Below are 24,675 nucleotides of genomic sequence, written 5' to 3' on the forward strand. Positions count from 1 at the left end.
GTTTAGGCGGGGGCCGCCGGGTCGCGGGTGATCCGGTAGCGCACGAACGACGGCACCGCCAGCGCCGCGACCACCGTCAGGACGACGACGAGCACGCCGCCGCCGGACGCCGCCACGGCCGTGCCCACCGACGCCGCGGCCGCGCCGTGGGCGACGTCGGCCACGCGCGGGCCGCCCGCGACGACCACGATGAAGATGCCCTGCAGCCGCCCGCGCACCTCGTCGGAGGCGGCGGCCTGGAGCATCGAGGAGCGGAACGCCGACGACGCCATGTCGGCCGCACCGCCGATCACAAGCATCGCGACGGCGACGACGAGCATGCTGTTCCGCACGGCGTCGTACGCCTCGGCCAGGCCGACGGCGACGCCGAACCCGACCATCGCCGCGCCCCAGACCAGGATGCACACGACCACCGCGCGGCCCTGGCCCGAGACCCGGGAGACCCACCCGGAGAACACTCCGCCGATCACGGCACCCGCGGGGATCGCGGCGAACAGCACCGCAAAGGCCAGCCCGCCCTCGGGGTCGCCGCCGAAGCTCTGGTCGGCGATCTCGGGGAACAGCGCGCGCGGCATCCCGAAGACCATCGCGATGATGTCGACGACGAACGACATCATCAGCACCGGCTGGGTGCGCAGGTAGGTGAAGCCCTCGACCACCGGGCGGATGCCCGGCGCCCTCCCGACGACGCCCTCGATCCGCATCGACGGCAGCCGGACGACGGCCGACAGCGTCGCGAGCAGCGTGAGGGTGTCGACGAGGTAGAGCCACTCGAGCCCGAACACCGGGATCAGCGCGCCCGCCACCAGCGGCCCGGCGATGCCGCCGGCCATGAACACCGTGGAGTTGAGCGCGTTGGCCGCCGGCAGCTGCTCGACCGGCACCAGGCGCGGCAGCACCGCCGACCGGGTCGGCTGGTTGACCGCGAAGAACGCCTGCTGCACCGAGAACAGCGACAGCAGCAGCCACACGTCGGTGCTGCCGAGCGCGGCCTGCACCCAGAACAGGCTGCTGGTGACGATCAACCCGACGGTGGTGCAGATCAGGATCGTGCGCCGGTCGAAGACGTCGGCGAGCGCGCCGCCCCACAGGCCGAACACGACGAGCGGTACGAGCCCGAAGACGCCGGTGAGGCCGACGTACGCCGAGGAGCCGGTGTCGGCGTAGATCTGCGCCGGCACCGCGACCACCGTCAGCTGGGCGCCGATGACGGTGATGATGTTGGCGCGCCACAGCCGCCGGAAGTGGGCGTTCTCCAGCGGCCGGGTGTCGGCGACCAGCCCCCGCAGCCTGCTCACTCGGGGTCGACGCGCGAGGCCCCGGCGGCGTGCCGGGTCGCCAGCTCGCGGTAGTACGACGGGTTGGTCTCGATCCAGAGCTCCGAGGACGTGCCGCCGATCGGCTTGGTCGGCTTGCACGGGATGCCGGCCGCGACCATGCCGCCGGGCAGCACGGTGCCCGGCGTGACGACCGAGCCCGCAGCCACGAGGGTGCCGGGGCCGACGACGGAGCCGTCGAGCAGCGTGCTGCCGTTGCCGACCAGCGCCTTCTCCTCCACCGCGCGGCCGTGGACGACGCAGCCGTGCCCGACGGTCGCGTCGGGCCCGACCTCGAGGGTCTCGCCGGGTGCGGCGTGCAGCACGGAGTTGTCCTGGATGTTGGAGCCGGCCCGCACCACGATCGTGCAGATGTCGCCGCGGAGCACCGCGCCGTACCAGATGCTCGCGCCGGCCTCGACGGTCACGTCGCCGATCAGGGTGGCCGTGTCGGCGACGAACGCCTCGGGGTGGACGACCGGGCGCTTGCCCTCGAACTCGAACAGGTTCACCAGCCGATTGTCGTCCGTGCCCGTCGACGACGGTCGACGGCCTGCCTGCGCCTCGCCCGATCGGGTGAGGCAGTTCCGGCGAAACGCCACGCGGGAGGGCGCCTCGGTGGGACTGTTCTCGTGAGCAGGGCCGACCCTGCGACTCGTGCGCCCCCAGGCAGGAGCCGATTGAACGCCAGCCCGCCCGACCTCGACCTCGATGTCGCCTACCTCGCCGCGCAGGCCGGCCCGGTCGACGTCCTCGACCCTGATGGTGCCGCCGTGCTCCGCCTCGACCTCGCGGCGCCGGCGGACCACCGCACGGCGGCCGGGTGGGAGTCCTGGTCGGTCGAGCTGACCGGGCCCGCCGAGCCGCGGCTGCCCCAGGCCACGGTGCGGCTCCGTTTCGCCGACGGCCAGGAGGCGTGGGTCTTCCTCGTGCCCGCCGCGGCCGACGACGCCAGCACCACGTACGTGTCCACCTTCAACCGGGAGGCCCGATGACACCCGCCACCGCCCCGTCCACGTCCCCACAGTCCCCGCCGCGCGCGCTGCGCCGCACCGTCGTCGCCACGGCGGGGCTCACCGGACTCGCCGCGGCCGCGCCGCTGGTGCTCAAGGTCGTGCCGGACCTGCTCGGGACGGCGTCAGCCCCGGGCGCCGCCCTCGACCGCGGGTCGTTCGAGCCGCACCTCGGCCGCACCTTTGCGGCGTCGTACGACGGCGGGCGGACCGAGCTGGTCCTGTCCGGCGTCCTCGACCTCGACGGGCACGCCGGCGACCCCGACAGCTTCGTCGCGCGGTTCCGCGCGGCCGGTGCCGACGGGGACGCCCTGCCGCAGGGCAGCTACGACCTGTCCCGCTCCGGCTTCGCCGCCAGCCCGGTGTTCCTGGTGCCGGGCGGCGACGGCGAGCGGACCCTCTCGGCCGTCTTCAACCGCACGACGGGGAGTCGACGATGACCGCCCACGTCGGCGAGATCCGGATGTTCGGGGGGAGCTTCGCCCCGCTGGGCTGGGAGCCCTGCCACGGCCAGCTGCTCCCCATCGCCGAGTACGACGTGCTCTACAGCCTCATCGGCACGATCTACGGCGGCGACGGCCAGACCACGTTCGCGGTGCCCGACCTGCGCGGGCGCGCGCCGGTGCACCACAGCGCGGGCGGGGGCCCCTACCCGATCGGTCAGGTGTTCGGCGTCGAGCAGGTGACCCTCACGCTCGCACAGCTGCCGCAGCACGGTCACCCCCTGGCGGCCACCACCGCCCTGGCGACCTCGTCGTCACCGGTGGGCGCCGTGCCGGCCGCCGTCGCCGAGGACGCGGCGTACGGCTCCTCCCCGTCGGTGCCGATGCAGGCGGGCTCGGTGACCCCGGCCGGCGGCTCCCAGCCCCACGACAACCGCCCGCCGTCCCTGGCCGTGACCTTCATCATCGCCGTCCAGGGCATCTACCCGAGCTTCGACTGAGGACACCATGGACGCCAACGATGCCTTTGTCGGCGAGATCGCCGTCGCCGGCTTCAACTTCCCGCCCCGGTGGTGGGCCCTCTGCCAGGGCCAGCTGCTCCCGATCAGCCAGAACACCGCGCTGTTCGCGCTCCTCGGGACCACCTACGGCGGCGACGGCCGCGTGACCTTCGGGCTGCCAGACCTGCAGGGCCGGCTCCCGATGGCGGCCGGTCCGGGACCTGGCCTGACTCCCTACGTCCTCGGGCAGCAGACCGGCTCGGACTCGGTGACCCTCACCGCGCCGCAGATGCCGGCGCACACCCACCAGCCGCTGGCCTCCTCGGTGGCCGACTCCTCGTCGCCCGCCGGCACGGTGCTCGCCCCGACGCCGACCCGGTCCTTCCGCGCCGGCACCGACGGCACGTTCACCTTCGCCAGCCTGCCCGCGGCCGGTGGCAACCAGCCGCACGAGAACCGGCAGCCCTTCGTCGTGATGACCTACGCGATCTGCCTCAACGGCATCTTCCCGTCGCGCCCATGACCACCCCCACCGACCGGAGGACCCGCCCGTGAGCGACGAACCGTACCTCGGGAGCCTGATGCTGACGGCGTTCCAGAACGTGCCCCGAGGCTGGGCCTTCTGCAACGGCCAGCTCGTGCCGATCAACCAGAACCAGGCGCTGTTCTCGCTGCTCGGCACGATGTACGGCGGCAACGGCCAGACGACGTTCGCGCTGCCCGACCTCCGGGGCCGGGTGCCGGTCGGCGGGGGCGTCCTCGGGAGCACGCCGTACAACACCGGGCAGGTGGGCGGCCTGGACCAGGTGACCCTGACCCCGCAGCAGATGCCCACCCACCGGCACGACCTGCGCGCCTCCGGTCGCCAAGCCACGGCGACCGACCCCGCCGGGGCCCTCCCGGCCGCGGGCGGCGCGCTGCGCTACGCCGGCGGACCGTCGACGTCGATGGCCGGCGGCAGCGTGTCGCTGCAGGGCGGCAGCCAGCCGCACGAGAACCGCGGACCCTCCCTGACCCTGAGCTGGGTGATCGCCCTCCAGGGCGTCTTCCCGTCGCGGAACTGAGAGGCGACCCCGTGACCCGACTGCTGCACCTGACCCTCGCCGCCGCCCTCACCGGTGGCGTCCTGACCGTCGCGATCCCCGGTACGCCGGCCGCCGCGGCCGCGCCCTCCACCGCGCCCTCCACCGCGACCTCCACCGCGACCTCCGTCGCGCCGGTCGCCCGGGCGCCCATCGGCAGCAGCGAGGCCCGCCTCGGCGCCCAGCCCGTGGGCACGGCCGTCGGCGAGAGCGACGTCGCCTACGACCCGGTCGGCAACCGGTTCCTCGTCGTCTGGTCGTCCACCCGCGTGATCGACCCCGCGCTGGGGTCCAACGGCACCACCCAGGACCTGCTCGGGCGCTTCGTCGACGCCACGACGGGGCAGCCCGTCGGCGCCCCGATCACCGTCGCGTCCGGCACCGGCGGGTCCGACAACGTCGAGCCCGCCGTGGCCTTCGACCGCACCGGTGACGGCTTCGTGGTCGCCTGGGCGCAGGACGCGCTCGACGGCGAGAGCGGCACCGTCGACAACACCCAGATGCAGGTCGTCACCCGGCGCGTCGAGGGTGTCGCCCCGGTCGGGACACCGGTGGTGCAGTCCCAGCGACCGCCCGGCACGCCCGCGAGCACCACCCTCGACAACCGCGCCCCCGACCTGGCCGTCTCCGGCGATGGCTCGACCGTCCTGGTGTGGCAGGCCGACCTGCCCACCGGCACCGAGGTCCGGGGCGGCCGGGTCGCCGCCGGCGGCACCGTCGTCACCGAGCAGTCCCTCAGCGCCGCCGGCGACAGCTTGGCCGAGCGCGCGCCCGCCGTGGCCGTCACCGCGTCGGGCGACGTCGTGGTCGCCTGGACCGCCGACACGGACGACGACAGCGTCGCCCGGGTGCTCACCACCGACGCCACCCTCGCCACCCTCGGTGGCCCGGTCGACGCCCCCGGCGTCGACGCCACGGACGTCACCGTCACCGCGCTCGGGGCGCGTGCCCTCGTCGGCTGGTCGGAGCAGCCCGCGTCGGGCGCCGCCCGCGTCGTCGTCTCCCCCGTCACCGTCGGCGCCGGTGCACCGGAGCTCGGCCCCGTCACCACCGTGGTGGCCTCCTCCGACGACCAGCTGGCTCCGTCGCTGACCACCAACGTCGACGGCCAGGCCGTCGTGGCGTGGGTGTCGCGCTCGGGCGCCGACCACCAGGTCGAGGCGGCCAGGTTCGAGCCGACCTCGCCGGTCACCGTGCTCGACCAGGCCCGGCTCAGCACGCTGCGCGCCACCTCGAACACCCAGCCGACGGCCCCGGCGATCGCGTGGAGCGAGGCGTCGTACGGCACCTCGCTGACCACGTGGGGCGGCGAGGCCACCGGTGCGCTCCCCGCCGGCACGTCCGACGCCTGGTCGCGGCTGATCGACGGCCCCCGCCGCATCGAGGCCGACCTCGGCGTGACGCTCGCCGTGACGCCGGCCGCGCCCGCCGCGCCGGTCGCCGGCATCGACGCGGGTGACCAGATCGCCTGGACGCTCGGGTTCCGCAACGCCACTGCCAGCCTCAGCGAGATCGACGGCGCCGTCCTCGCGCTGACCGACGACGCCGACGTGGTCGACGCGTCGGCGACGGTCGACGCCCCCGGTGTCACCGTCGAGCAGACGTCCACCAGCCCGCTGCGGTGGACCGTCTCCGGTCTCGCCCCCGGCGAGAGCGGCACGATCACCGTTCGAGGCCGCCTCGCCACCGGCCGACCCCCCGGCACGGTCGTCACCCGGACGGCGTCCATCGCCGCCACCGACAACGTCGACGGCGACCCGACCGACGACACCGCCGCGGCGACCGCGATCAGCGACGACCGGCCCCACGTCGTCTCGATCACCCGCGTCGGCACCGGACCGGTGCGCGACCAGGTGAGCTGGGACGTCCGGTTCAGCGAGCCCGTCGAGGGTCTGGACCCCGACGACGTCGCGACCTCCGCCACCGGGACCGCCGCCCACGGCGCCGTCCAGGCCCTGCTGCTCGAGCCCGGCCTGTTCCGGCTGACCCTTCCCGCCCTGTCCGGCGACGGGACCCTCGCGCTCCGGGTCCGCGCCGACGCCACCCTCACCGACGCCGTCGGGAAGCCGCTGGCGACGGGCAACCTGCCGTTGTCCGGGTCCACCGCGACCGTCGACACCACCCGACCCGCCGCCGCCCTCGACGCACCGGCCGGACCGCTCAACGGTCCGTTCGACGCCACGGTGGTCTTCAGCGAGCCCGTCACCGGTCTGGCGCTCGGCGACCTCCAGGTGACCGGCGCGACGATCGGCGGACTGACCGGCAGCGGGGCGTCGTACACGGTCCGGGTCACGCCCACCGGCGACGGCACCGTGACGCTCGACCTCCCGGCCGCGACGGTCCAGGACGCCGCGGGCAACACCAACACGACCGCGACCAGGCTCAGCCGCACGGCCGACCTCACCGCGCCGACGGCCACCCTCTCCGCCGCGGCGGGGCCGTTCAACGCGCCGTTCACCGTCGCGTTGACCTTTGCCGAGCCGGTCACCGGTGTCACCCTGTCCGACCTCGCAGTGACCAACGGGACCGCCTCGCAGCTGAACGGGTCGGGCGCCACCTACACCGTCACCGTCATCCCCGCCGCCGACGGCACCGTGCGGGTCGACCTACCGGCCGGGGCCGCCGCCGACCCGGCCGGCAACGCCAGCACGGCCGCGTCGCAGCTCGTCCGCGGCTACGACGCCACCCGGGCCACGGCCACGCTCACCGCACCGCCCGGACCCGTGCGGGGCCCGTTCACGGTCACCGCGACGTTCTCCGAGCCCGTCACCGGCTTCGTGGCCGGCGACCTCACCGTCAGCAACGGCCAGGTCACCGGCGTCACCGGCTCCGGCACGACGTACGCCGTGACGGTGACGCCCGCCGCCGACGGCCCGGTGACCGTCGACCTGCCGGGCAACGTGGCCTTCGACGCCGCGAGCAACGGCAACACGGCCGCGACCCGGCTCACCCGCACCGCCGACCTCACCCGGCCCGACGTCGCGCTGAGCGCCCCCGCCGGCCCGTTCCCCGGGCCGTTCACCGTGACCGCGACCTTCACCGAGCCGGTCGCCGGGTTCACCGCCGACGACCTCGTCGTCACCAACGGCGCTGCCGGGGCGGTGACGACCTCCGACGGCGGCCGGACCTACGACGTCGTGGTCACCGCTGCGGGCGACGGACCGGTCACGGTGCAGGTGCCCGCGGGCGCTGCCGCCGACGCCGCGGGCAACACCAGCACCGCCTCCGCCGCGCTGACCCGGGCCTTCGACGGCACGCGGCCGACCGCCACCCTCGGCGCCGGCGCCGGCCCGTTCAACGCGCCGTTCCGGGTCACCGTCGACTTCTCCGAGCCCGTCACGGGTCTCGCCGTCGGCGACCTGACCGTCACCGGCGGCACGGCGTCGGACCTCCAGGGCTCGGGCGCCGCCTACTCCGTCCTGGTGACGCCGTCCGGCCAGGGTGCCGTCACCGTCGCGATGCCCGCCGGCGCCGCCGTCGACGCGGCCGGCAACGCCTCCACCGCCGCCACCGCGCTCACCCGCGCCTTCGACTCCGTGCGGCCGACCCTGACCCTCTCGGCCCCCGCGGGCCCGGTGTCGGGGCCGTTCACGGTCGACCTCGAGTTCTCCGAGGCCGTCACCGGTCTGACGGCGAGCGACGTCGTCGTGACCAACGCGACCGTGGGCCCGCTGAGCGGCTCCGGGGCGTCGTACGCCGTCGTGGTGACGCCCACCGCCGACGGCGACGTGACCGTCTCGGTGCCCGACGCCGCTGCAGCCGACGCCGCCGGCAACCCGAGCACCGCCGACGCGACCACCCGCCTCGCCGACCTCAGCGCACCGTCGGCGCTGCTGACGGCCCCGGCCGGTCCGGTCAACGCCCCCTTCACCGTCACGCTGACCTTCGGCGAGCCGGTCACCGGCCTGACCGCTGCCGACGTGGCCGTCACCAACGGCACCGCCTCGGCCGTCGCCGGGTCGGGCACCACCTGGACTGTCACCGTTACCCCGGCCACCGACGGCGACGTCGTCGTCGGGCTGCCGGCCGGCGCCGTGACCGACGCCGCAGGCAACCCGAGCACCGCCTCGGCCCCGATCAGCCGCCGCTACGACGGCACCCGCCCCACCGTCAGCCTCGACGCACCCGCGGGACCGTTCAACGCGCCCTTCACCGTGACCGGCACCTTCTCCGAGGGGGTGGACGGCCTGACCCTCGACGACCTCGCGACGTCGGGCTGCACGGCGAGCGACCTGACCACGACGCGGACCGGCTTCTCGGTGCTGCTCACCGCTGCCGCCGAGGGCGACTGCTCGGTGGCCGTCGAGGCCGGCGCCGTCGCCGACGACGCCGGCAACACCAACCCCGCGTCGGCGACGCTGGTCCGCTCCGTCGACCTGTCACGGCCGAGCGTCGCGCTCGCGGCGGCGGCCGGCCCCGTCGACGGCCCGTTCACCGTCGACCTCGTCTTCTCCGAGCCGGTCACCGGCCTGACCGCCGGCGACCTCGCGGTCACCAACGGCAGCGCCTCCGGGCTCACCGGCACGGGGACGACGTACGCCGTGACGGTCACGCCCGCCGACGACGGCGACGTGACCCTCACGGTCGCCGACGGCGCCGCGACCGACGTCGGCGGCAACGCCAGCCTCACCGCCTCGCTCACCCGCGCCGCCGACCTCACGGCCCCGGGCGTCGAGCTGTCGACGCCCGGGGGAGACCCGACCAACGACGCCTCGGTGCCGCTGGCGATCGAGTTCACCGAGCCCGTGACCGGGTTCGGCCTGTCCGACCTCGTCGTCACCGGCGCGACCGTCTCCGACCTGACCGGGTCGGGGACGTCGTACACCGCGACGCTGGTGTTCGACGCCGCCGGCGACGGCGCCACCGTCGACCTCCCGGCGGGTGCCGCCACCGACACCGCCGGCAACCCGAGCACCGTCGCGGCGACGCTCACCCACGCCTACGACGCCACCGCGCCGACGCTCACGATCACCCGCGGCCCCGGCCAGCCCGACCCCGTCCGCGAGCGCGAGGTGGTCCTCGTGGTCACCGCCGACGAGCCGGTCAGCGACCTCAGCGCCGCCGACGTGGTCCTCGGCGGGTCGGCCGGCGCCACCGGCGTCGTCGTGGAGCGCACCGGCCCCGCGTCCTTCGAGGTCACCGCCACCGGGATGACGCGTCGCGGCGCGGTCGCCGTGGCCGTCGCAGCCGGCGCCGTGGCGGACCCCGCCGGCAACCGCTCGGCGGCTGCCGGGCCGGTGTCGGTCGCCTGGTCGACCACCCACCCGCCGGCCCTGGGCGTCGTGTTCGACCACGGGTGCGTGGGCGGCCAGGCGCGGGTGGGCCTCCGGCTCAGCCCCGACCTGCCGACCACCCTGACGGTCACCTCCAGCAACGTCCGGCTGCTCCCGGTCTCCCGGATCTCGCTGCCCGGCCGCGGCGACGGCGACGACCGCCTCCAGCTGGTGCTGCGGCCCGCGCCCGGCGTCCAGGGCACCGCCCGGGTCGTCGTCACCGCCCGCAACGTCAGCGGCACCGGTCGCCGGGTCGTGCGACTGGTCGTCGGCAGCGACGGTCCCGACCGCATCGCCGCCTCGGCCGACGCCGACGTCGTCCTCGCCCGCGGCGGCGACGACGTCGTCCTCGGCGGCGGGCAGCGCGACCTGCTCTGCGGTGGCGGCGGCGCCGACCGGCTGGTCGGCGGCGACGAGCGCGACGCCCTCTTCGGCGACGCCGGCGACGACCTTCTTGTCGGCGGACCCGGACGCGACCTGATGGTCGGTGGCCCCGGCCGCGACGTCCACCGCACCGGGCCCGGCCAGGACGACGTCGCCCCCCGCGTCCCCGCCCCCCTCGGCTGATCCGCCCGCCGCCGCTGGTCACCCGCCGCCGCCCGACGCCAGGGGTGGACCGGTAGGGCGCCGGAGCGGGTTCACTGGGGAGATGCGGCACCCACGTGACAGCGAGCGCACCAAGCCCGGACCCGGACAGGAGTCGTGCTGGGACTACCCGCGCCCGCCGGCGCTGGAGGTCTCCCACGAGACCGTCGAGGTGGTCCTCGGCGGCGAGGTGGTCGCGACGACCACCCGCTCGTGGCGGGTCCTCGAGACCAGCCACCCGCCGACGTACTACCTCCCGCGCGAGGCGTTCGTCGCGGGGGCGCTGCGCGAGGCCGACGGCTCGTCGCACTGCGAGTGGAAGGGGCAGGCGTCCTACTACGACGTCCTCGGCGGCGGCGCCGTCGCGCCTCGCGCCGCCTGGACCTACCTCGACCCGACCGCCCGCTTCGCCGACCTGGAGGGCGCCGTCTCGGTGATGCCCGGTCAGGTCGACCGGTGCCTGGTCGACGGGGAGGTCGTGCAGGCCCAGGCCGGCGGGTTCTACGGCGGCTGGATCACCTCGCGGGTGGTCGGCCCGTTCAAGGGCGAGCCGGGCACCTGGGGCTGGTGATATCCGACGGGCCCCCTCGAGCGCCCCCGCGGACCCGGCTAGCGCGGCACCCGGACCAGCAGCCGGCCGTGGATGCACTCCATGTGCAGCTCGCGTCCGGAGCCGATCGAGTCGCCGTCGAGCTGGCGGGGGGTCGGCGCGCTGGCGCGGATGGAGACCGTGCGACCCGTCATCCGGTTGATGGTGTCGTCGGTGTGGGACCGCTTGGCCAGCACCCGGACGGCGAGCGGGATCCACGACAGGAAGCGGCGCGGGTAGAGCAGCACGACGTCGAGCTGGCCGTCGTCGATCGCGGCGTCGGGCAGCAGCGGCATGCCGGCCTGGAGGTAGCCGACGTTGCCGACCACGACCGTGCGCGCGCGGTGCTTGGTGTAGTCGCCGCCGTCGACGGAGATCTCCACCGAGGTCGGCGGGAACATCAGCGACCGCAGCGCCGAGAGCACGTAGGCCAGCCAGCCGACCTTCTTCTTGATCTCCTCGTTGACGCCCTCCATGATCGCGGCGTCGAAGCCCATCCCGGCCATCACCAGGAAGTGGCTCTCGAAGTCGCCGGGGGCCTCCTCCGGGTCGGCGTGGGGGTCGCCCTCGACCACCCGGTCGCCGCGGACGGCGACCATGTCGATCGCGCGGTCCTGGCCGGTGAGCGCGATGTCGATGGCGGCGCGGATGTAGAGCGGGATGTCGAGGTTGCGGGCCAGCAGGTTGCCGGTGCCCGCCGGGACGATGCCGACCGGGATGCCGGTGCCGGCGAGCTCGGCGCACACCTCGCGCACGGTGCCGTCGCCACCGCACACGATCACCAGGTCGGCGCCGGCGAGCGAGGCCTCCTCGGCCTGCCCGGTCCCGGAGTCCTCCGGGGTGGTCAGGTGCCAGGTCGGGTCCTGCCAGCCGGCCTCGCGGGCGAGCGCGGTCACCGTCGACCTGAAGACGTCGACGTCCTCGACCTTGATCGGGTTGAGGACGACGGCCAGCCGCCGGGCCGACGGCAGCGCCTGGGGCAGCGGCTCGGCGTTGACCGCGTGGCTGACCGGCAGCGGGCTGAACACCGACAGCGCGACCAGCGCGACGCCGACCCCGAGCAGGACGCCGCCCACCACGTCGGAGGGGTAGTGCCGGCCGAGGAGCACGCGGTCGAGGCAGACGACCACCACCACGACCAGCACGACCGCGCTGATCAGCCGGCGGATGCCGCCGCGGCGCACGAGCATCACCACCAGCACGATGGCCACCGCGCCGAACGACGCGATCCCGGACGCGTGCCCCGACGGGAAGGCGCCGTTGTCGAGCAGCCGCTCCGGGTACTGCCACTCGGGTCGGGTGCGCGCGCTCAGCGCCTTGATCCCTGAGGTGAGCAACGCGGTCACGACCATCACGCCGGCGGCGTACTCGGCGGCGCGGCGGTGGCCCTTGTAGTAGATCGCGACGCAGAGCACGATCGTGTACAGCGTCATCGGGATGGCGTTGAAGACCTCCTCGACCACGCGCAGCGCCGAGATGAGGCCGGCGTCGTCGACCGCCCAGCGGCGCGCGCTGCGTCCGCGGCCGTCGAGGTCGACCAGCCAGGAGGCGTCGGTGGCGACGGCGACCGTCAGCAGCGCGAGCGCGACGAGGCATCCCAGCCCCCACGCGAGCGGGGTGGTGCGAGGGCGGTCGAGCAACGGCGGTCCTTCGGGCAGGGTCGGGCCGGGATGAACGACCAAGTATGGCGAACGCCCAGGTGAGCCGCGTCCGGGCGGGCGGATAGCCTCATCGCATGATCGACGCCCGCCTCCTGCGAGACGACCCCGACCGCGTGCGTGCCGCCCAGGCCAAGCGCGGTCTGTCCGGCGACGTGGTCGACCTGGCCCTCGCGGCCGACGCCGAGCGGCGGGCCGCGATCACGGCGTTCGAGGCCAAGCGGTCCGAGCAGAAGCGGCTCGGCGGGCTGATCCCGAGGGCCAGCGCCGAGGAGAAGCAGGACCTCCTCGCGCAGACCCGCACCCTCGCCGCCGAGGTCAAGGACGCCGAGGCGGCGCGGGTGGCCGCCGACGAGGCCTGGGACGCCGCGATCCGCTCGATCCCCAACCCCGCCGCCGACGAGGCGCCCGCCGGTGGCGAGGACGACTACGTCGTGCTCGAGACCCGCGGCGCCAAGCCGGAGTTCGACTTCGAGCCGCGCGACCACGTCGAGCTGGGCCGGATGCTGCGGGCCATCGACCTCGAGCGCGGCGCCAAGGTCTCCGGGTCGCGGTTCTACTTCTTCACCGGCGTCGGGGCCCGGCTGCACCGGGCGCTGGTCAACCTCGCCCTCGACACGGCCGCGGCCAACGGGTTCACCGAGGTCGTGGCCCCGGCGCTGGTCAAGTCGCGCGCCATGGAGGGCACCGGCTTCCTCGGCCAGGCGGCCGACGACGTCTACCGCATCGAGGGCCAGGACCTCTACCTCGTCGGCACCTCCGAGGTGCCGATGGCGGCCTACCACTCCGACGAGATCCTCGACGTTGCCACGCTCCCGCTGCGCTACGCGGCGTTCAGCTCCTGCTTCCGCAAGGAGGCCGGCTCGCACGGCAAGGACACCCGCGGGATCTTCCGGGTGCACTGGTTCGACAAGGTCGAGATGTTCGTCTACACCACCGTCGAGGAGTCCTACGCCGAGCACCAGCGGCTGCTGCAGTGGGAGAAGGAGTTCCTCGACCTGCTCGAGCTGCACTACCGCGTCATCGACGTGGCCGCCGGCGACCTCGGTACGTCGGCCCAGCGCAAGTTCGACTGCGAGGCCTGGATCGCCTCCCAGGGCCGCTACCGCGAGCTCACGTCGACGTCCAACTGCACCGACTTCCAGAGCCGGCGGCTCGACATCCGCACCCGCAGCGACGGCGGCACCGTCCCGGTGGCCACCCTCAACGGCACGCTCTGCTCGACCAACCGGCCGATGATCGCGCTGCTCGAGACCCACCAGCAGGAGGACGGGTCGGTGCGCGTGCCCGAGGCGCTGCGCCCCTACCTCGGGGGCCTCGAGGTCCTGAAGCCGCAGGCATGAGCGACCCCCGCGTGAGGGAGCCCGGGAGCGTCGGCTGGCAGCCGGGCCTCGTCGCGCTCGACATCGACGGCACGCTGCTGGCCTGGGTCGAGGGCGGCGGCACGGTCTACGAGACGATCACGCCGCCGGTCCACGACGCCGTGCACCGGGCCCTGGCGGCCGGGGCGCACGTCGTCCTCGCCTCGGGGCGGTCCCCGCACGGGATGACCGCGATCGCCGACCTCCTCGGGCTGACCGGCCACGAGGAGGAGAAGCTCTGGGTCGTGGCCAGCAACGGCGCGGTGATCTTCCGCTACCTGCCCGGCCACGAGATCGAGGTCGTCCACGAGGAGGTCTTCGACGCCGGCCCGGCGGTGCAGGCGATCCTCGAGCAGCGGCCGACCGCCCGGGTCGCCATCGAGGAGCGCGGTCGCGGCTACCGCGTCAGCACGCCGTTCCCCGACGGCGAGCTCTCGGGCGAGATGATCCCGACCGACGTCGCCGACCTGGTGCGCCACCCCGTCAGCCGGGTGATCATCCGCGACCCCGACGCCACCGCCGACGACTTCGTCGCCCTGGCCGCCGGTCTCGGGTTGCACGGCACCGACTACGTCGTCGGCTGGACCGCCTGGCTCGACCTGACCCCCGTCGGCGTCTCCAAGGCCTCCGGACTCGACCACGTGTGCGCCGAGCTCGGCCTCACCTCCGCCGACGTGCTGGCCATCGGCGACGGCCGCAACGACATCGAGATGCTGCAGTGGGCCGGGCGCGGGGTCGCGATGGGCCAGGCGATCGAGGTGGTCCGCGAGGCCGCCCACCACGTCACCGAGACCGTGTACGACGACGGGGTCGCGGTCGAGCTCGCACGCTGGTTCCCGTGACCGTGTCGATCCCGGAGGTCGTGACCACCGACCGGGTGCGGCTGATCCTGGTCACCGAGACCGACGCCGCCGACATGCTCGCCGGTCGCCGCCAGGAGCGGTGGCACCCCGACTACCCGCGCCCCGACGACGTCGACGCAGCCACGATGGTGCGCGGTCCGAGCTGCTGGGGCCCGCGGCACGTCGTGGTCGACCGGGTGGCGGTGGGTTCGCTCGGCTTCTTCGGCCCCCCGCCCGCGCCGGACGGCGACGACCCCCCGGAGGTCGAGGTCGGCTACGGGCTGGTGGCCGCCGTCCGCGGCCGCGGCCTGGCGACGGAGGCGCTGCGCGGGGTGCTGGCCGAGACCGACCGGGTCGGCGTCCGGGTCCGCGCCCGGACCGAGCCGACCAACCGGGCCAGCGTGCGGGTGCTGGCCAAGGCCGGCTTCACCGAGCTGCGCGGCAGCGACGACGAGGGTCTGCTCGTGATGGCGCGCCCCCTGGCGCGGGACGCGACCTGATGCTGGTCGCCACGGACCTCGACGGCACCCTGCTGCGCTCCGACGGCACGGTCTCCGGGGCGACCCGTCGGGTGCTCGCCGCGGTGGAGGACGCCGGCGTGCCCGTGGTCTTCGTCACCGGCCGGCCGCTGCGGTGGATGACCCACCTGTGGGCGATGGTCGGGGCGCACGGCGTGGCGGTCGCCGGCAACGGCGCGGTCGTCTACGACGTCGCCGCGGGCGAGGTGCGCCGGCTGCGCGGCATCGAGCGGGAGGCCGGGCTCGTCGTCGCCGACGCGGTGCGTGCCGCCGTCCCCGGCGCCCAGCTGGCGCTGGAGGACCTCACCGGCCTCGCGGTCGAGTCCGACGGGTTCCGCGACGACCCCAGCACCCGCGTCGGGCCCCTGGAGCGGCACTGGGGCGATGACGTCACCAAGGTCCTCGTGCGGCACCCCTCCCTGGCCCCCGTCGACCTGCAGGAGCGCGTGCGGTCGGCCGTCGGCGACGCCGCGACGGTGACCTGGTCGATGCCCGGCCTGGTCGAGATCAGCGCTCTCGGAGTGACCAAGGCCGCCGCACTGGCCGAGGTCGCGGCCGACCTCGGGGTGTCGGACGTCGACGTCGTGGCGTTCGGTGACATGCCCAACGACCTGCCGATGCTGGCGTGGGCCGGCACGTCGTACGCCGTGGCCAACGCCCACCGCTCGGTGCTCGCGGCGGCCGACCACGTGGCCCCGCCCCATGACGCCGACGGGGTCGCGCAGACCCTGGCCCGGCTGGTCGCCATCGACCCGGATCTGTTGTGATGTGCGCGTGACCTCCACCCTGCGCACCCTGGTGGCCGCCGTGATCGCCGTCCTCGCCGTCGGCGCGCCGTCGGTCGCGTCCCCGGCGCGCGCCGACGTCCGCCCGGCCGACGGGGCCCGGCTCGCGGGTGAGCGAGCGGTCTTCACCGGGGTCTTCGTGCGGCTGCGCAACGAGATCGACGACGGCCAGATGGTGCGGGTCTACCAGGTGGCCGTCGACGAGGTCTTCGGCGACACCGACGTGCCGACGCGGCGCGTCTCGGTGCAGGCCTCGGTCGACCTCGAGGAGTGCGGCCTCGGCATCGGGCAGGGGCAGGCCGGACCCACCGGCACCGGCGGCACGGGCGGTGCGGGCGGCGGCGCCCAGCAGGAGCAGGCGACGCCCGGCGCGCCGCCGACCACGGCCCCCCCGACGACGCCACCCTCGTTGGGCACGGGCGTCGACGACCACCGCCTGCGGCTCTTCGACACCACCGTCGACGCCGACCGCTACGTCGTCGCCGGCTGCGGCCGGGTCCAGCTCGTCGACGCGGAGGTGCGCACCGAGCTCGCCGGCACCTTCGGCGACGGGCGACCGCCCGGCACCGACGAGACCCCGCCCGCGCCGGACGTCGTCGAGGTCGGCTACCTGTGCCCAGAGACCGGCGACGCGCTGAGCCTCGACGACGAGCGGTCGTGCTCGACGCTCGGAGACAGCCAGTCCTTCGACCGGGCCGCGGCGCCGGGCCTGGCACTGGTGATCGTGGGCGTCCTCGGCCTGCTGCTCGCCCGCCGGATGGGCCGGCGGCGGACCCGCTGACCGGTCCCGGCCAGGGGTTCCACGGGTCGCAGAGGGGTCAGAGGTACATGCCGCCGGAGCCGGGGCGCTCGTCGTCCTGAGGCGTGGCGGCGGCACCGCCGGCCACCGCGTCGGCGCTCGACTGCCCGGGCAGGCCCATGCCGGGCGGGAGCGCGCGGCGCATCTGCTCGAACTGGGCGCGGGCGGCCAGCTGCTGGGCGTACATCGCGGTCTGGATGCCGTGGAAGAGCCCCTCGAGCCACCCGACGAGCTGGGCCTGGGCGATCCGCAGCTCCCCCTCCGACGGGGTTCCGTCGGCGAAGGGGAGCGAGAGGCGCTGCAGCTCCTCGACGAGCTCGGGGGCCAGGCCCTGCTCGAGCTCCTTGATCGAGGAGGCGTGGATCTCCTTGAGCCGCGCGCGGCTGGCCTCGTCGAGCGGCGCGGCCTTCACCTCCTCGAGGAGCTGGCGGATCATGCTGCCGATCCGCATCACCTTGGCCGGCTGCTCCACGAGGTCGGTCAGGTTGCGCTCGCCGTCGCCGTCGGCGGCCTCGGCGCCGGGGGCGTCGGGCAGCGCGGAGGCCGGCACCGTCCCGATCGCCTTGCCGTCGGGGCCGATGATGACGACCTGCTGCTCCTGCTCGACCTCGGGCTGCTGCTCCTGGCTCATGGCTCCACGGTATCGAGCGGGCCCTGATCGGGAGCCACCCCTACAGGGTCAGCACGATCTTCCCGGTGTGGGACCCGGCGTCCATCAGCTCGTGCGCGGCGCGGACGTCGTCGAGCGGCATCGTGGTCTCCACGATCGGCCGCACGGTGCCGTCGGCGACCAGCGGCCACACGTGCTCGACGACCGAGGCGCAGATCGCGGCCTTGCCCGCGGGCGGGCGGCCGCGCAGCGACGTCGCGATCACCGCGGCGCGCTTGCCGAGCAGGGTGGAGAGGTCGAGCTCGCCCTTGACCCCGCCCTGCATGCCGATCACCACGAGCCGGCCCTCGGTGGCGAGGGCGTCGACGTTGCGTCCCAGGTAGGACGCGCCCATGTTGTCGAGGATGACGTCGACCCCCGCCCCGTCGGTGGCCGCGCGTGCCACCTCGACGAAGTCCTGGTCGCGGTAGTTGATGGCGACGTCGGCACCGAGCCCCTCGCAGAACGCCAGCTTCTCGGGCGTCCCGGCGGTCGTGAGCACCCGCGACCCCAGGGCGTGGGCGAGCTGGATCGCAAAGGTGCCGATGCCGCCCGCGCCGCCGTGGACCAGGAAGGACTCCTCGGGCGTGAGCCCGGCGACCATGAACACGTTGGACCACACCGTGCACGCCACCTCGGGCAGCGCGGCGGCGGTGACCAGGTCGACGCCGGCCGGCACCGGCATCACCTGTCCGGCCGGTACGACGACCCGCGAGGCGTAGCCGCCGCCGGCCAGCAGCGCGCACACCTCGTCGCCGACCGCCCAGCCGTCGACACCCTCGCCGAGGGCCGCCACCGTGCCGCTGCACTCGAGGCCGATCACGTCGCTCGCCCCGGGCGGCGGCGGGTAGAAGCCCTTGCGCTGCAGGGTGTCGGCGCGGTTGACCGCCGTGGCCGCGACCGCGATCGCGACCTCGCCGGGACCCGGCTGCACGTCGGGGAGGTCCTGGACCGAGAGGACCTCCGGTCCGCCGGCGCCGTCGGCGACGACCGCCCTCACGCGGTCTCCTCGTCGTCGAGCTCGCCGGCGTGGTCGATGCCCCGGTCGTCGGGGATCTCGTCGTCGATGTCGACGGGGTCGGGCGCCGTGGCCGGGCGGTCCCAGGACTCGGCGAGCTCCTGGGCCCGGGCGGCCAGCCGCTCGACCGTCGCGGGTCCGGCCGACTGGCCTCCGGCGGCGTAGCCGAGCAGGTAGGCCGTCACCGCTCCGGCCGCCGGGTCGACGTTGTCGTGCGCCAGCTCGGCCAGGTCGTTCAGCAGTCCTTCGTCGACCTCGGTCTCGAGGTCGAGCACGTCGCAGAGCTCGTCGATCCAGTCGTGGAGGTTCACGGGTCCACCCTGGACACGATCCACCGGCGTGCGCAACCGTCGGCGCGCGAACGGCGTCAGTCGGCGAGGTCGCGGAGGTCGGCCCAGGTGTCGACGTCACGGTGCTCGGCGCCCGTGGCCGGCACCTCGGCGAGGTCGAGGGGCGCGAGCAGCCGGTGCATCGGGTGGCCGTGCTGGCCCTCGTGGTCGGGGCGGACCGCCTCCAGCCGCTCGCGATCGACGACGAACGCGAGCTGACGTCGCCCGTCGGGCCCCACCAGCACGGCGCCGTCGTGCCCGGCGGCCGCCTCGTGCAGCCGGCGGAGGGTCGACGGGCCGACGCGGGGCATGTCGACGGCCAGCACCGCGACCGTCGGCGTACGCCGCAGCAGCGAGTCGAGGCCCGTCAGCAGCGCGGCGACCGGACCGCCGTACCGCGGCTCCTCGACGACGAACGTGACCGGCCGGTCGGTGGGCACCTGCTCACCGACGACGACCACCTCGGCGGCGTCGACGACCGCCTCGACCGCGTGGGCGAGCAGCGTCCGGCCGTCGACCTCCACCGACCCCTTGTCGAAGCCGCCGAGCCGGGTGGCCCGCCCGCCGGCCAGCACGATGGCGCAGTAGCCGGTCAGGTAGCCGGTCAACGGCGCGGCCGTGGTCACGGGGCAAGCGTGCCACCCTGGACCGGTGACCGCAGACCCGACGGACGTGATGCGCATCGCCCTGGTGCAGGAGCCCTCGAGCCTCGACCCGGACGTCAACCGGGCCCGGCTTGCCGAGCTCACGCCCGACGACGCCCACCTCGTGGTCTGGCCCGAGGCGTTCGCGCGCGACTTCGGCGAGGCCGGCTCCGACGTGAGCGCCCACGCCGAGCCGGTGACGGGTCCGTTCGCCACCGAGGTCGGCCGCGTGGCCGAGGCCGCCCGGACCACCGTCGTCGCCGGGCAGTTCGAGACCAGCCACGACCCCGCCCGGCCCTTCAACACGCTGGTGGTGCGCGGCGCGGAGACGGCGGCCTACCGCAAGGTGCACCTCTACGACTCGTTCGGCTACCGCGAGTCCGACCGGCTGCTCGCCGGCGACCCGGCACCGGTGGTGGTCACCGTCGGGGGCTGGGCCGTCGGGCTGATGACCTGCTACGACCTGCGGTTCCCCGAGATGGCGCGCCTTCTCGTCGACGCCGGGGCCGAGGTCCTCGTGGTGCCGGCCGCCTGGGTGGCTGGACCGCGCAAGGTCGACCACTGGCGCACCCTGCTGCGCGCCCGTGCGATCGAGAACACCGTCTTCGTGGTCGCCGCCGGTCAGCCGGCCCCGCGCTACACCGGGCACTCGATGGCGGTCGACCCGATGGGCGACGTGCTCGCCGAGGCCGGCGACGGTCCCGAGGTCGTGCGCGCCGAGCTGCGGCGCGACGCGCTCGCCGACGCCCGCGCGACCAACCCGTCGTTGCGCAACCGTCGTCTGTAACCTGATCGCCCGTGTCCAGAGCCATCGGTCGTCGTCGCGACGGAGCCACCTCGGCCCCGCCGGCCGAACCGGCCCCGGCGGACGTCGCGGCGCCCGAGCCTGAGCCGGCGCGTCCGACCCGCCGCTCCTGGGGCGACCGGGTGGCCGCGATCGGCGAGAGCCGCCTGCCCGTCGTGGCCTGGTTCGTGCTCGTCGCGGCCGGGCTCGCGGCCCTGGTGTGCGCGATGGTGCCGGTCGGGCCGTCGTGGCTCGGCGAGGCCGGCAGCGTCGTCGTCGTCTCGGCGTACTCGTGGGCGCTCGCGGCGCGCACCGGCGGACGGCCGGTCGTGTTCGGGTCGCTCGCGCTGGTGCTCGGGGTCGCCGTCCTGCTCATCGACCAGGACTCGCTACGCACCGGCGCCGCGGTGCTGACCGCCGTGGTCGCGGCCGTGCTGGGGGTGATGGCCACGGTGCCGGCGGTGACGTCGTGGCGCGCGGTGCGCGAGAGCGTGATCGCGGTGCTGATCGCCGCGGTCGGCGCCCTGGCGACCCTCGGCTTCGAGCCGACCCTGACCGTCACCCGGTTCGAGTACGCCACCTTCGGGCTCGCCCTCGTCGGCGCCTTCGCCGTCGTCTACCGCCTCGGCGCCGGCCTGCACGGCCTCGGCCGGCGCGGCGTCGTGATCGTCGTCGTCGGCGGCGTCGTGCTCGCCGCGACCCTGCTGTACGCCGAGCTGCTGCGCCGCTACGGCGCTTCTGACCTCGTGTCGTCGTCGCTCGACGTCGTGCGGTGGAGCCGCCGCGAGCTCGGCGCCTTCCCGCGCCCGATCGTCGCCGTGCTCGGCGTACCGGCCCTCGCCTACGGCTGCCACATGCGCGCCCGCCGGCGGCAGGGCTGGTGGGTGTGCGCGTTCGGCGCCGCCGCCACCTCCGCCGTCGCCAACTCGCTCGCCAATCCGGCGATCTCGCGCACCGAGAGCGGCCTGTCGGTCCTCTACGGGCTCCTCGTCGGCCTCGTGGTCGGCCTCGTGGTCATCCGCCTCGACCTCTTCCTCACCGGCTCGACGCGCGGCTCCCGCGGGCGCCGCAGCCGCGCCGCCGAGCAGGCCGCCGCGCTCCGGCCCGAGCCCCCACGGGGCCGGGCGCTGTACTGATCCCGGCTTCGGGGTACCCGGGGGTAACGGCTAGCGTCGCCGACATGCCCAGGGAACACCGCGTCGACATCCTCGCCGAGATGGTCGGCAACGTGCTGGAGGTCGCCGTCGCCACCGGCGCCGCCGTCGCCGTCGGCGACGAGGTCGTGCTGCTGGAGTCGATGAAGATGGAGATCCCCGTCGTCGCCGAGACCGCCGGCACCGTCGTCGCGGTCAAGGTCGCCCCCGGCGACGTCGTCCAGGAGGGCGACATCCTGATCACGCTGGTCTGATCGTCGTCCGTCGGGCGGATTGCGTCCCGCGAGAAGTACCGCCCGCCGGACGGGCAGTGTGAGCAGAGGGGGCGGGATTCGAACCCGCGGTGGGTCTCCCCACGACCGCTTTCAAGGCGGTTCCGATCGGCCGCTCCGGCACCCCTCCGTGCCGGCGCTGGCGGCGCCGGACCCGCAGCAGTCTAGGGTCTCCGACCCGGCTGCGGCCGGCGGCGTCGAACCGGGACGCACGGCGCCGCCGCGCCGCTCCGACCCCGTCCGCGGTGGCGCGGGGTTGCCGTTCCCGCGCGATCGCGCGGCAATGACAGTTTTCGGTGTCGCGGATCTGCCGTTCCCGTTCGATCGCGCGGCAATGACAGTTTTCGGTGTCGCGGATCTGTCGTTCCCGTTCGATCGCGCGGCAACGGCAGTTTTCGGTGTCTCGGATCTGCCGTTCCCGTTCGATCGCGCGGGAATGACGGGTCGACCCTCGCCCGACCGCTCGGTCGCCCACCGGCGACCGGGCTACTCCGACCCGCCGAGCTCCATCTCGACCGCGTCGTAGGCGAGGTCGTTGAGGCGCTGGACGTGGTGGGTGACGTCGGCGACGAGGCGGGCGACCTCGGCCCGGACGGCGGGGACGTCGGCGTCCTCGAGGACGCGGGTGCCGAGGGTGCCCAGGCGCATCAGGAGGGCGTTGCGCTCGCGGAAGGCGGTGCCGCCGCGGGCGGCGAGCCAGCCGTCGCCGTCGTCGCCGCGGGCGCTGCCGGTCTCCTCCAGCAGGGCGTCGCGCACGGCGGTCATCCGCTGGCGCATCGTCCACCGCCAGCTGCCCAGGCCGGGACCCTCGCGCCGGGGTGCCTCGTTGGCAGCGGCCAGGCCGCGGAGGGCGGCCGAGAGGGTGGCGCTGGTCATCGGCTCTCCAGGGCGTGTGACGGTGGTCATCGAGCATGACCGTCGGGCGCGGTAGTGGCAAGCCGGGTCACCCGGCCGGGCGGCACGCCCCGGGAGCGGCCTGGGAGGATGGTGCCGTGAGCGACGGCGCGACGGGAGTGACCGACTACCGGCTGGCGCCCGCGTTCGCGGCCCGGCTCGTCGGGCTGGGGCTCCTGGTGGTCGCCGTGCTGGTCTTCGGCTACGCCGCCGCCGCGTTCGCCTGGTCGTGGCCGGCCGACGTCATCGTGCTGCTCGTCGTCGCCGGGCTCGTCGCGGTGCTGGGCGGGGCTGGCTGGATGCGGTCGCGCGCCTACGTCGTCCGGCTCACCGACGCCGGCTACCACGTGCGGTTCGTGCGCGGGGTGGGCGTGGCGGAGGGACGCTGGGACGAGGTCGAGGAGGCCGCGGCGGCGCACCCGCGGGGGGTGCCCTGCGTCGTCCTGCGGCGCCGCGACGGCTCGACCACCTCGATCCCGGTCGCGATGCTGGCGGTCGGCCGCGACCGCTTCGCCGACGACGTCAAGGCGCGGCTCGACGCCGCCGGCCGTCGGCGCTGAGTCCCTCGACCCGACCGGGGCGGAACCGATTCGCCGCCGGTCGCCCGAGCCTTGTAGCCTGCTCACGCCGCACCCCGGTGTGGCGAGGAGGCGTCGCCTAGTCCGGTCTATGGCGCCCGCCTGCTAAGCGGGTTTGGGGCTACAACCCCATCGAGGGTTCAAATCCCTCCGCCTCCGCCGCGACGTCCGTCGCCAGCCACCACGCTGGGGACGGACCGACGGTGTCCCCGGGACCCTGGCGGTGGCCCGGCCGTGGGGGTTACCCTCTGCGAGAACCGACGGGCCATTCCGTGGGCCCGCGACCAGAAGGTGTGGAAATCCCCATGACGCTCGCGCGCAAGCTCTGTCTCTCCGTGGCCGCTGCGGTCCTCGGTGTCTCGATGGTCGGCCTCTCCGCCCCGGCGGCCCAGGCCGGCGACTCCAGCTGGGGTTGCGGCGGCGGCTGCCGTCCCACCCTCCCCAAGGCCCCCTGATCCGGGTGGCCTGACCTACCGACGTCCGACGACGCCTGAGCCCCTGCGGCTCAGGCGTCGTCGTCGTCGGTGGGCTCGTGCCCGGACACCCCGGCCTGGCTCATCGCGTAGCCGAGCTGGAAGCGGGTCTCGCACTCGTACTCCGCCTTCAGGTCGGCGACGTAGCCGGCGTACGTGCGCGGGCTGACCCCGAGCCGCTTGGCGCTCACCTGGTCGGAGTGGCCCTCGACGAGCATCCGGATCGTCATCGCCCGCTGCTCCGCGGCGATGCCCTTGAGGGTGGTCGTCTCCTTGTTGTTGAACGGCCGGGCCCGCTCCCAGGTGCGCTCGAAGATGTCGACGAGGTAGGCGACCACCGACGGCTCCCGGACCGCGACCGCACTGGTGAGGTCGTCGCTGGCCGGGATCACCGCCACCCGACGGTCGACGACGATCATCCGGTTGAAGAACTCGTCGAGCGTGCGCACCTCGGCGCCCCGCTCGGTCACCGCGGCGACGTACTTGGCCGTGAAGGCGCTGCGCCGGGCGCTGTGCTGGTAGAGCGTGCGCATCTTGACGCCCCGCTCGATCGCCGCGGTGTCGCGCAGCGCCGCCGCGGCCAGCGACGCCGGGTCGCGGCCGGCCTGCGGCTGGGCGGTGAGCATCTCCTCCTCGCAGTCGGAGACCAGGCCGGCGAGGAACGGGCCGATCGACTCCAGGTGCAGGTAGCTGAACGGCCCGCGGGCCTGCGAGAGCGGGGAGCGGCGCCACGACTGGCTCAGCGCCCCGAACGTGCGCGCCCACTGCGAGGACTCCTCGAGCAGCTGCGCGGCCTGCTGGCTCAGCGGCGAGACCACGCGCGACTGGACCGTGGCCGGGTCCTCGGGCACCCAGCGACCGGTCTCCCGGTCGACCTGGAGCAGCCCGAGCTCGACCAGCAGCGCGAACGCCGTGCGCTGCGGCCCGTCGTCGGCGACGCGCGGGTCGCCGGCGGCGATCCCCCCGTCCATGACGATCTCGTCGTACAGCGACGCACCGCCCTCGGCGAAGAGCGCGCGCGAGTCGGGGCCGTGCACCATGACGTCCCCTCCTCGCGCCTGTCCCGGGCGTGCGTGCTGATCCTATCGAGGGGGAGAGACGCCCGCGGGGCGACCA

The 24,675-nt window shown here is 74.9% G+C and carries 26 protein-coding genes and 2 tRNA genes; 18 read left to right on the forward strand and 10 right to left on the reverse strand.

The window, feature by feature from the left end; genetic code table 11:
• Positions 1-2: 2 nt before the first annotated feature.
• Together AC4MBH_RS16095 and AC4MBH_RS16100 are read right to left on the reverse strand one after the other, a co-directional pair.
• Positions 3-1,298, reverse strand: coding sequence for an MFS transporter (locus AC4MBH_RS16095; protein WP_491795943.1), 1,296 nt, complete (start codon positions 1,296-1,298; stop codon positions 3-5).
• The gene (locus AC4MBH_RS16100) at positions 1,295-1,828 is read right to left on the reverse strand and encodes a gamma carbonic anhydrase family protein (protein ID WP_491795945.1); all 534 of its coding nucleotides are present in this window, start codon (positions 1,826-1,828) and stop codon (positions 1,295-1,297) included. The genes AC4MBH_RS16095 and AC4MBH_RS16100 overlap by 4 nt, the downstream gene beginning before the upstream one ends.
• Before the next feature lie 168 nt (positions 1,829-1,996).
• On the opposite strand from AC4MBH_RS16100, the gene AC4MBH_RS16105 reads away from it, so the two are divergent.
• The 7 genes from AC4MBH_RS16105 (at position 1,997) to AC4MBH_RS16135 (ending at position 10,783) form a co-directional block, all read left to right on the forward strand.
• Positions 1,997-2,311: a DUF6916 family protein gene (locus AC4MBH_RS16105; RefSeq protein ID WP_491795947.1), complete on the forward strand. Its 315-nt coding sequence runs from the start codon at positions 1,997-1,999 to the stop codon at positions 2,309-2,311.
• A complete protein-coding gene (locus AC4MBH_RS16110; RefSeq protein WP_491795948.1) occupies positions 2,308-2,769 on the forward strand; it encodes a DUF6916 family protein in 462 nt (153 codons plus the stop codon). Before AC4MBH_RS16105 ends, AC4MBH_RS16110 begins: the two co-directional genes overlap by 4 nt.
• The gene (locus AC4MBH_RS16115; RefSeq protein WP_491795950.1) at positions 2,766-3,272 is read left to right on the forward strand and encodes a phage tail protein; all 507 of its coding nucleotides are present in this window, start codon (positions 2,766-2,768) and stop codon (positions 3,270-3,272) included. Before AC4MBH_RS16110 ends, AC4MBH_RS16115 begins: the two co-directional genes overlap by 4 nt.
• 7 nt (positions 3,273-3,279) lie before the next feature.
• A complete protein-coding gene (locus AC4MBH_RS16120) occupies positions 3,280-3,795 on the forward strand; it encodes a phage tail protein (RefSeq protein WP_491795952.1) in 516 nt (171 codons plus the stop codon).
• A 28-nt stretch (positions 3,796-3,823) separates the two neighbouring features.
• Complete coding sequence (locus AC4MBH_RS16125; RefSeq protein ID WP_491795954.1) at positions 3,824-4,336, forward strand: phage tail protein; 513 nt, start codon at positions 3,824-3,826, stop codon at positions 4,334-4,336.
• 11 nt (positions 4,337-4,347) lie between these two features.
• Positions 4,348-10,194 carry an Ig-like domain-containing protein gene (locus AC4MBH_RS16130; RefSeq protein WP_491795956.1) on the forward strand — a complete coding sequence of 1,949 codons (5,847 nt, stop codon included), beginning with the start codon at positions 4,348-4,350 and terminating at the stop codon, positions 10,192-10,194.
• Positions 10,195-10,276: 82 nt separating this feature from the next.
• Positions 10,277-10,783 (forward strand): DUF427 domain-containing protein, encoded by a 507-nt coding sequence (locus tag AC4MBH_RS16135; RefSeq protein WP_491795958.1) that lies wholly within the window; start codon positions 10,277-10,279, stop codon positions 10,781-10,783.
• Between the two features lie 38 nt (positions 10,784-10,821).
• Here AC4MBH_RS16135 and AC4MBH_RS16140 read toward each other — a convergent pair whose 3' ends face one another.
• The gene (locus AC4MBH_RS16140; protein WP_491795959.1) at positions 10,822-12,441 is read right to left on the reverse strand and encodes a bifunctional phosphatase PAP2/diacylglycerol kinase family protein; all 1,620 of its coding nucleotides are present in this window, start codon (positions 12,439-12,441) and stop codon (positions 10,822-10,824) included.
• A 95-nt stretch (positions 12,442-12,536) separates the two neighbouring features.
• Here AC4MBH_RS16140 and serS point away from each other — a divergent pair, with 95 nt between their 5' ends.
• The 5 genes from serS to AC4MBH_RS16165 are packed head-to-tail and all read left to right on the forward strand — an operon-like array spanning position 12,537 to position 16,746.
• Positions 12,537-13,802: a serine--tRNA ligase gene (gene serS / locus AC4MBH_RS16145; protein WP_491795961.1), complete on the forward strand. Its 1,266-nt coding sequence runs from the start codon at positions 12,537-12,539 to the stop codon at positions 13,800-13,802.
• Positions 13,799-14,662 (forward strand): HAD family hydrolase, encoded by an 864-nt coding sequence (locus tag AC4MBH_RS16150; RefSeq protein ID WP_491795963.1) that lies wholly within the window; start codon positions 13,799-13,801, stop codon positions 14,660-14,662. The genes serS and AC4MBH_RS16150 overlap by 4 nt, the downstream gene beginning before the upstream one ends.
• A complete protein-coding gene (locus tag AC4MBH_RS16155; protein ID WP_491795964.1) occupies positions 14,659-15,162 on the forward strand; it encodes a GNAT family N-acetyltransferase in 504 nt (167 codons plus the stop codon). Before AC4MBH_RS16150 ends, AC4MBH_RS16155 begins: the two co-directional genes overlap by 4 nt.
• On the forward strand, positions 15,162-15,947 hold the full coding sequence (locus tag AC4MBH_RS16160; RefSeq protein WP_491795965.1) for an HAD family hydrolase: 786 nt from the start codon (positions 15,162-15,164) through the stop codon (positions 15,945-15,947). The genes AC4MBH_RS16155 and AC4MBH_RS16160 overlap by 1 nt, the downstream gene beginning before the upstream one ends.
• A gap of 7 nt (positions 15,948-15,954) precedes the next feature.
• The gene (locus tag AC4MBH_RS16165) at positions 15,955-16,746 is read left to right on the forward strand and encodes a hypothetical protein (protein ID WP_491795967.1); all 792 of its coding nucleotides are present in this window, start codon (positions 15,955-15,957) and stop codon (positions 16,744-16,746) included.
• A 37-nt stretch (positions 16,747-16,783) separates the two neighbouring features.
• Here AC4MBH_RS16165 and AC4MBH_RS16170 read toward each other — a convergent pair whose 3' ends face one another.
• The 4 genes from AC4MBH_RS16170 to mobA are packed head-to-tail and all read right to left on the reverse strand — an operon-like array spanning position 16,784 to position 19,386.
• A complete protein-coding gene (locus AC4MBH_RS16170; protein WP_491795969.1) occupies positions 16,784-17,395 on the reverse strand; it encodes a bacterial proteasome activator family protein in 612 nt (203 codons plus the stop codon).
• A gap of 40 nt (positions 17,396-17,435) precedes the next feature.
• Positions 17,436-18,413: an NAD(P)H-quinone oxidoreductase gene (locus AC4MBH_RS16175; RefSeq protein ID WP_491795971.1), complete on the reverse strand. Its 978-nt coding sequence runs from the start codon at positions 18,411-18,413 to the stop codon at positions 17,436-17,438.
• Positions 18,410-18,742 (reverse strand): DUF6457 domain-containing protein, encoded by a 333-nt coding sequence (locus AC4MBH_RS16180; RefSeq protein WP_491795973.1) that lies wholly within the window; start codon positions 18,740-18,742, stop codon positions 18,410-18,412. The genes AC4MBH_RS16175 and AC4MBH_RS16180 overlap by 4 nt, the downstream gene beginning before the upstream one ends.
• 56 nt (positions 18,743-18,798) lie before the next feature.
• Positions 18,799-19,386, reverse strand: coding sequence for a molybdenum cofactor guanylyltransferase (gene mobA / locus AC4MBH_RS16185; RefSeq protein ID WP_491795975.1), 588 nt, complete (start codon positions 19,384-19,386; stop codon positions 18,799-18,801).
• 25 nt (positions 19,387-19,411) lie between these two features.
• Between mobA and AC4MBH_RS16190 the strand changes: the two genes are divergently transcribed.
• The 3 genes from AC4MBH_RS16190 to AC4MBH_RS16200 are packed head-to-tail and all read left to right on the forward strand — an operon-like array spanning position 19,412 to position 21,596.
• Positions 19,412-20,191, forward strand: coding sequence for a carbon-nitrogen hydrolase family protein (locus AC4MBH_RS16190; RefSeq protein ID WP_491795977.1), 780 nt, complete (start codon positions 19,412-19,414; stop codon positions 20,189-20,191).
• Between the two features lie 11 nt (positions 20,192-20,202).
• Complete coding sequence (locus AC4MBH_RS16195; protein ID WP_491795979.1) at positions 20,203-21,324, forward strand: hypothetical protein; 1,122 nt, start codon at positions 20,203-20,205, stop codon at positions 21,322-21,324.
• Between the two features lie 44 nt (positions 21,325-21,368).
• Entirely contained in the window at positions 21,369-21,596 is a 228-nt protein-coding gene (locus AC4MBH_RS16200) for a biotin/lipoyl-binding carrier protein (protein WP_491795980.1), read from the forward strand.
• Between the two features lie 63 nt (positions 21,597-21,659).
• On the opposite strand, the gene AC4MBH_RS16205 is transcribed toward AC4MBH_RS16200, so the two are convergent.
• Together AC4MBH_RS16205 and AC4MBH_RS16210 are read right to left on the reverse strand one after the other, a co-directional pair.
• A tRNA-Ser gene (locus tag AC4MBH_RS16205) sits at positions 21,660-21,744 on the reverse strand.
• Between the two features lie 356 nt (positions 21,745-22,100).
• Positions 22,101-22,490, reverse strand: a complete 390-nt coding sequence (locus AC4MBH_RS16210) for a hypothetical protein (protein WP_491795982.1) — start codon at positions 22,488-22,490, stop codon at positions 22,101-22,103.
• A 116-nt stretch (positions 22,491-22,606) separates the two neighbouring features.
• Here AC4MBH_RS16210 and AC4MBH_RS16215 point away from each other — a divergent pair, with 116 nt between their 5' ends.
• The 3 genes from AC4MBH_RS16215 (at position 22,607) to AC4MBH_RS16225 (ending at position 23,541) form a co-directional block, all read left to right on the forward strand.
• Positions 22,607-23,068, forward strand: coding sequence for a hypothetical protein (locus AC4MBH_RS16215; protein ID WP_491795984.1), 462 nt, complete (start codon positions 22,607-22,609; stop codon positions 23,066-23,068).
• A gap of 86 nt (positions 23,069-23,154) precedes the next feature.
• A tRNA-Ser gene (locus tag AC4MBH_RS16220) sits at positions 23,155-23,245 on the forward strand.
• A gap of 146 nt (positions 23,246-23,391) precedes the next feature.
• Positions 23,392-23,541: a hypothetical protein gene (locus AC4MBH_RS16225; protein ID WP_491795986.1), complete on the forward strand. Its 150-nt coding sequence runs from the start codon at positions 23,392-23,394 to the stop codon at positions 23,539-23,541.
• 50 nt (positions 23,542-23,591) lie between these two features.
• Here AC4MBH_RS16225 and AC4MBH_RS16230 read toward each other — a convergent pair whose 3' ends face one another.
• The gene (locus AC4MBH_RS16230) at positions 23,592-24,599 is read right to left on the reverse strand and encodes a LuxR family transcriptional regulator (protein ID WP_491795988.1); all 1,008 of its coding nucleotides are present in this window, start codon (positions 24,597-24,599) and stop codon (positions 23,592-23,594) included.
• Positions 24,600-24,675 lie beyond the last annotated feature (76 nt).

It is taken from the genome of Nocardioides sp. WJ219, from assembly GCF_058559815.1.

Excerpts from the sequence above, each read along its gene's own strand:
- AC4MBH_RS16170 (WP_491795969.1), bottom strand. The coding sequence starts at position 17,395 with ATGAGCCAGGAGCAGCAGCCCGAGGTCGAGCAGGAGCAGCAGGTCGTC.
- AC4MBH_RS16115 (WP_491795950.1), top strand. The coding sequence starts at position 2,766 with ATGACCGCCCACGTCGGCGAGATCCGGATGTTCGGGGGGAGCTTCGCC.
- AC4MBH_RS16160 (WP_491795965.1), top strand. The coding sequence starts at position 15,162 with ATGCTGGTCGCCACGGACCTCGACGGCACCCTGCTGCGCTCCGACGGC.
- AC4MBH_RS16120 (WP_491795952.1), top strand. The coding sequence starts at position 3,280 with ATGGACGCCAACGATGCCTTTGTCGGCGAGATCGCCGTCGCCGGCTTC.
- AC4MBH_RS16225 (WP_491795986.1), top strand. The coding sequence starts at position 23,392 with ATGACGCTCGCGCGCAAGCTCTGTCTCTCCGTGGCCGCTGCGGTCCTC.
- AC4MBH_RS16200 (WP_491795980.1), top strand. The coding sequence starts at position 21,369 with ATGCCCAGGGAACACCGCGTCGACATCCTCGCCGAGATGGTCGGCAAC.
- AC4MBH_RS16110 (WP_491795948.1), top strand. The coding sequence starts at position 2,308 with ATGACACCCGCCACCGCCCCGTCCACGTCCCCACAGTCCCCGCCGCGC.
- serS (WP_491795961.1), top strand. The coding sequence starts at position 12,537 with ATGATCGACGCCCGCCTCCTGCGAGACGACCCCGACCGCGTGCGTGCC.
- AC4MBH_RS16135 (WP_491795958.1), top strand. The coding sequence starts at position 10,277 with ATGCGGCACCCACGTGACAGCGAGCGCACCAAGCCCGGACCCGGACAG.
- AC4MBH_RS16210 (WP_491795982.1), bottom strand. The coding sequence starts at position 22,490 with ATGACCAGCGCCACCCTCTCGGCCGCCCTCCGCGGCCTGGCCGCTGCC.
- AC4MBH_RS16150 (WP_491795963.1), top strand. The coding sequence starts at position 13,799 with ATGAGCGACCCCCGCGTGAGGGAGCCCGGGAGCGTCGGCTGGCAGCCG.
- AC4MBH_RS16230 (WP_491795988.1), bottom strand. The coding sequence starts at position 24,599 with ATGGTGCACGGCCCCGACTCGCGCGCGCTCTTCGCCGAGGGCGGTGCG.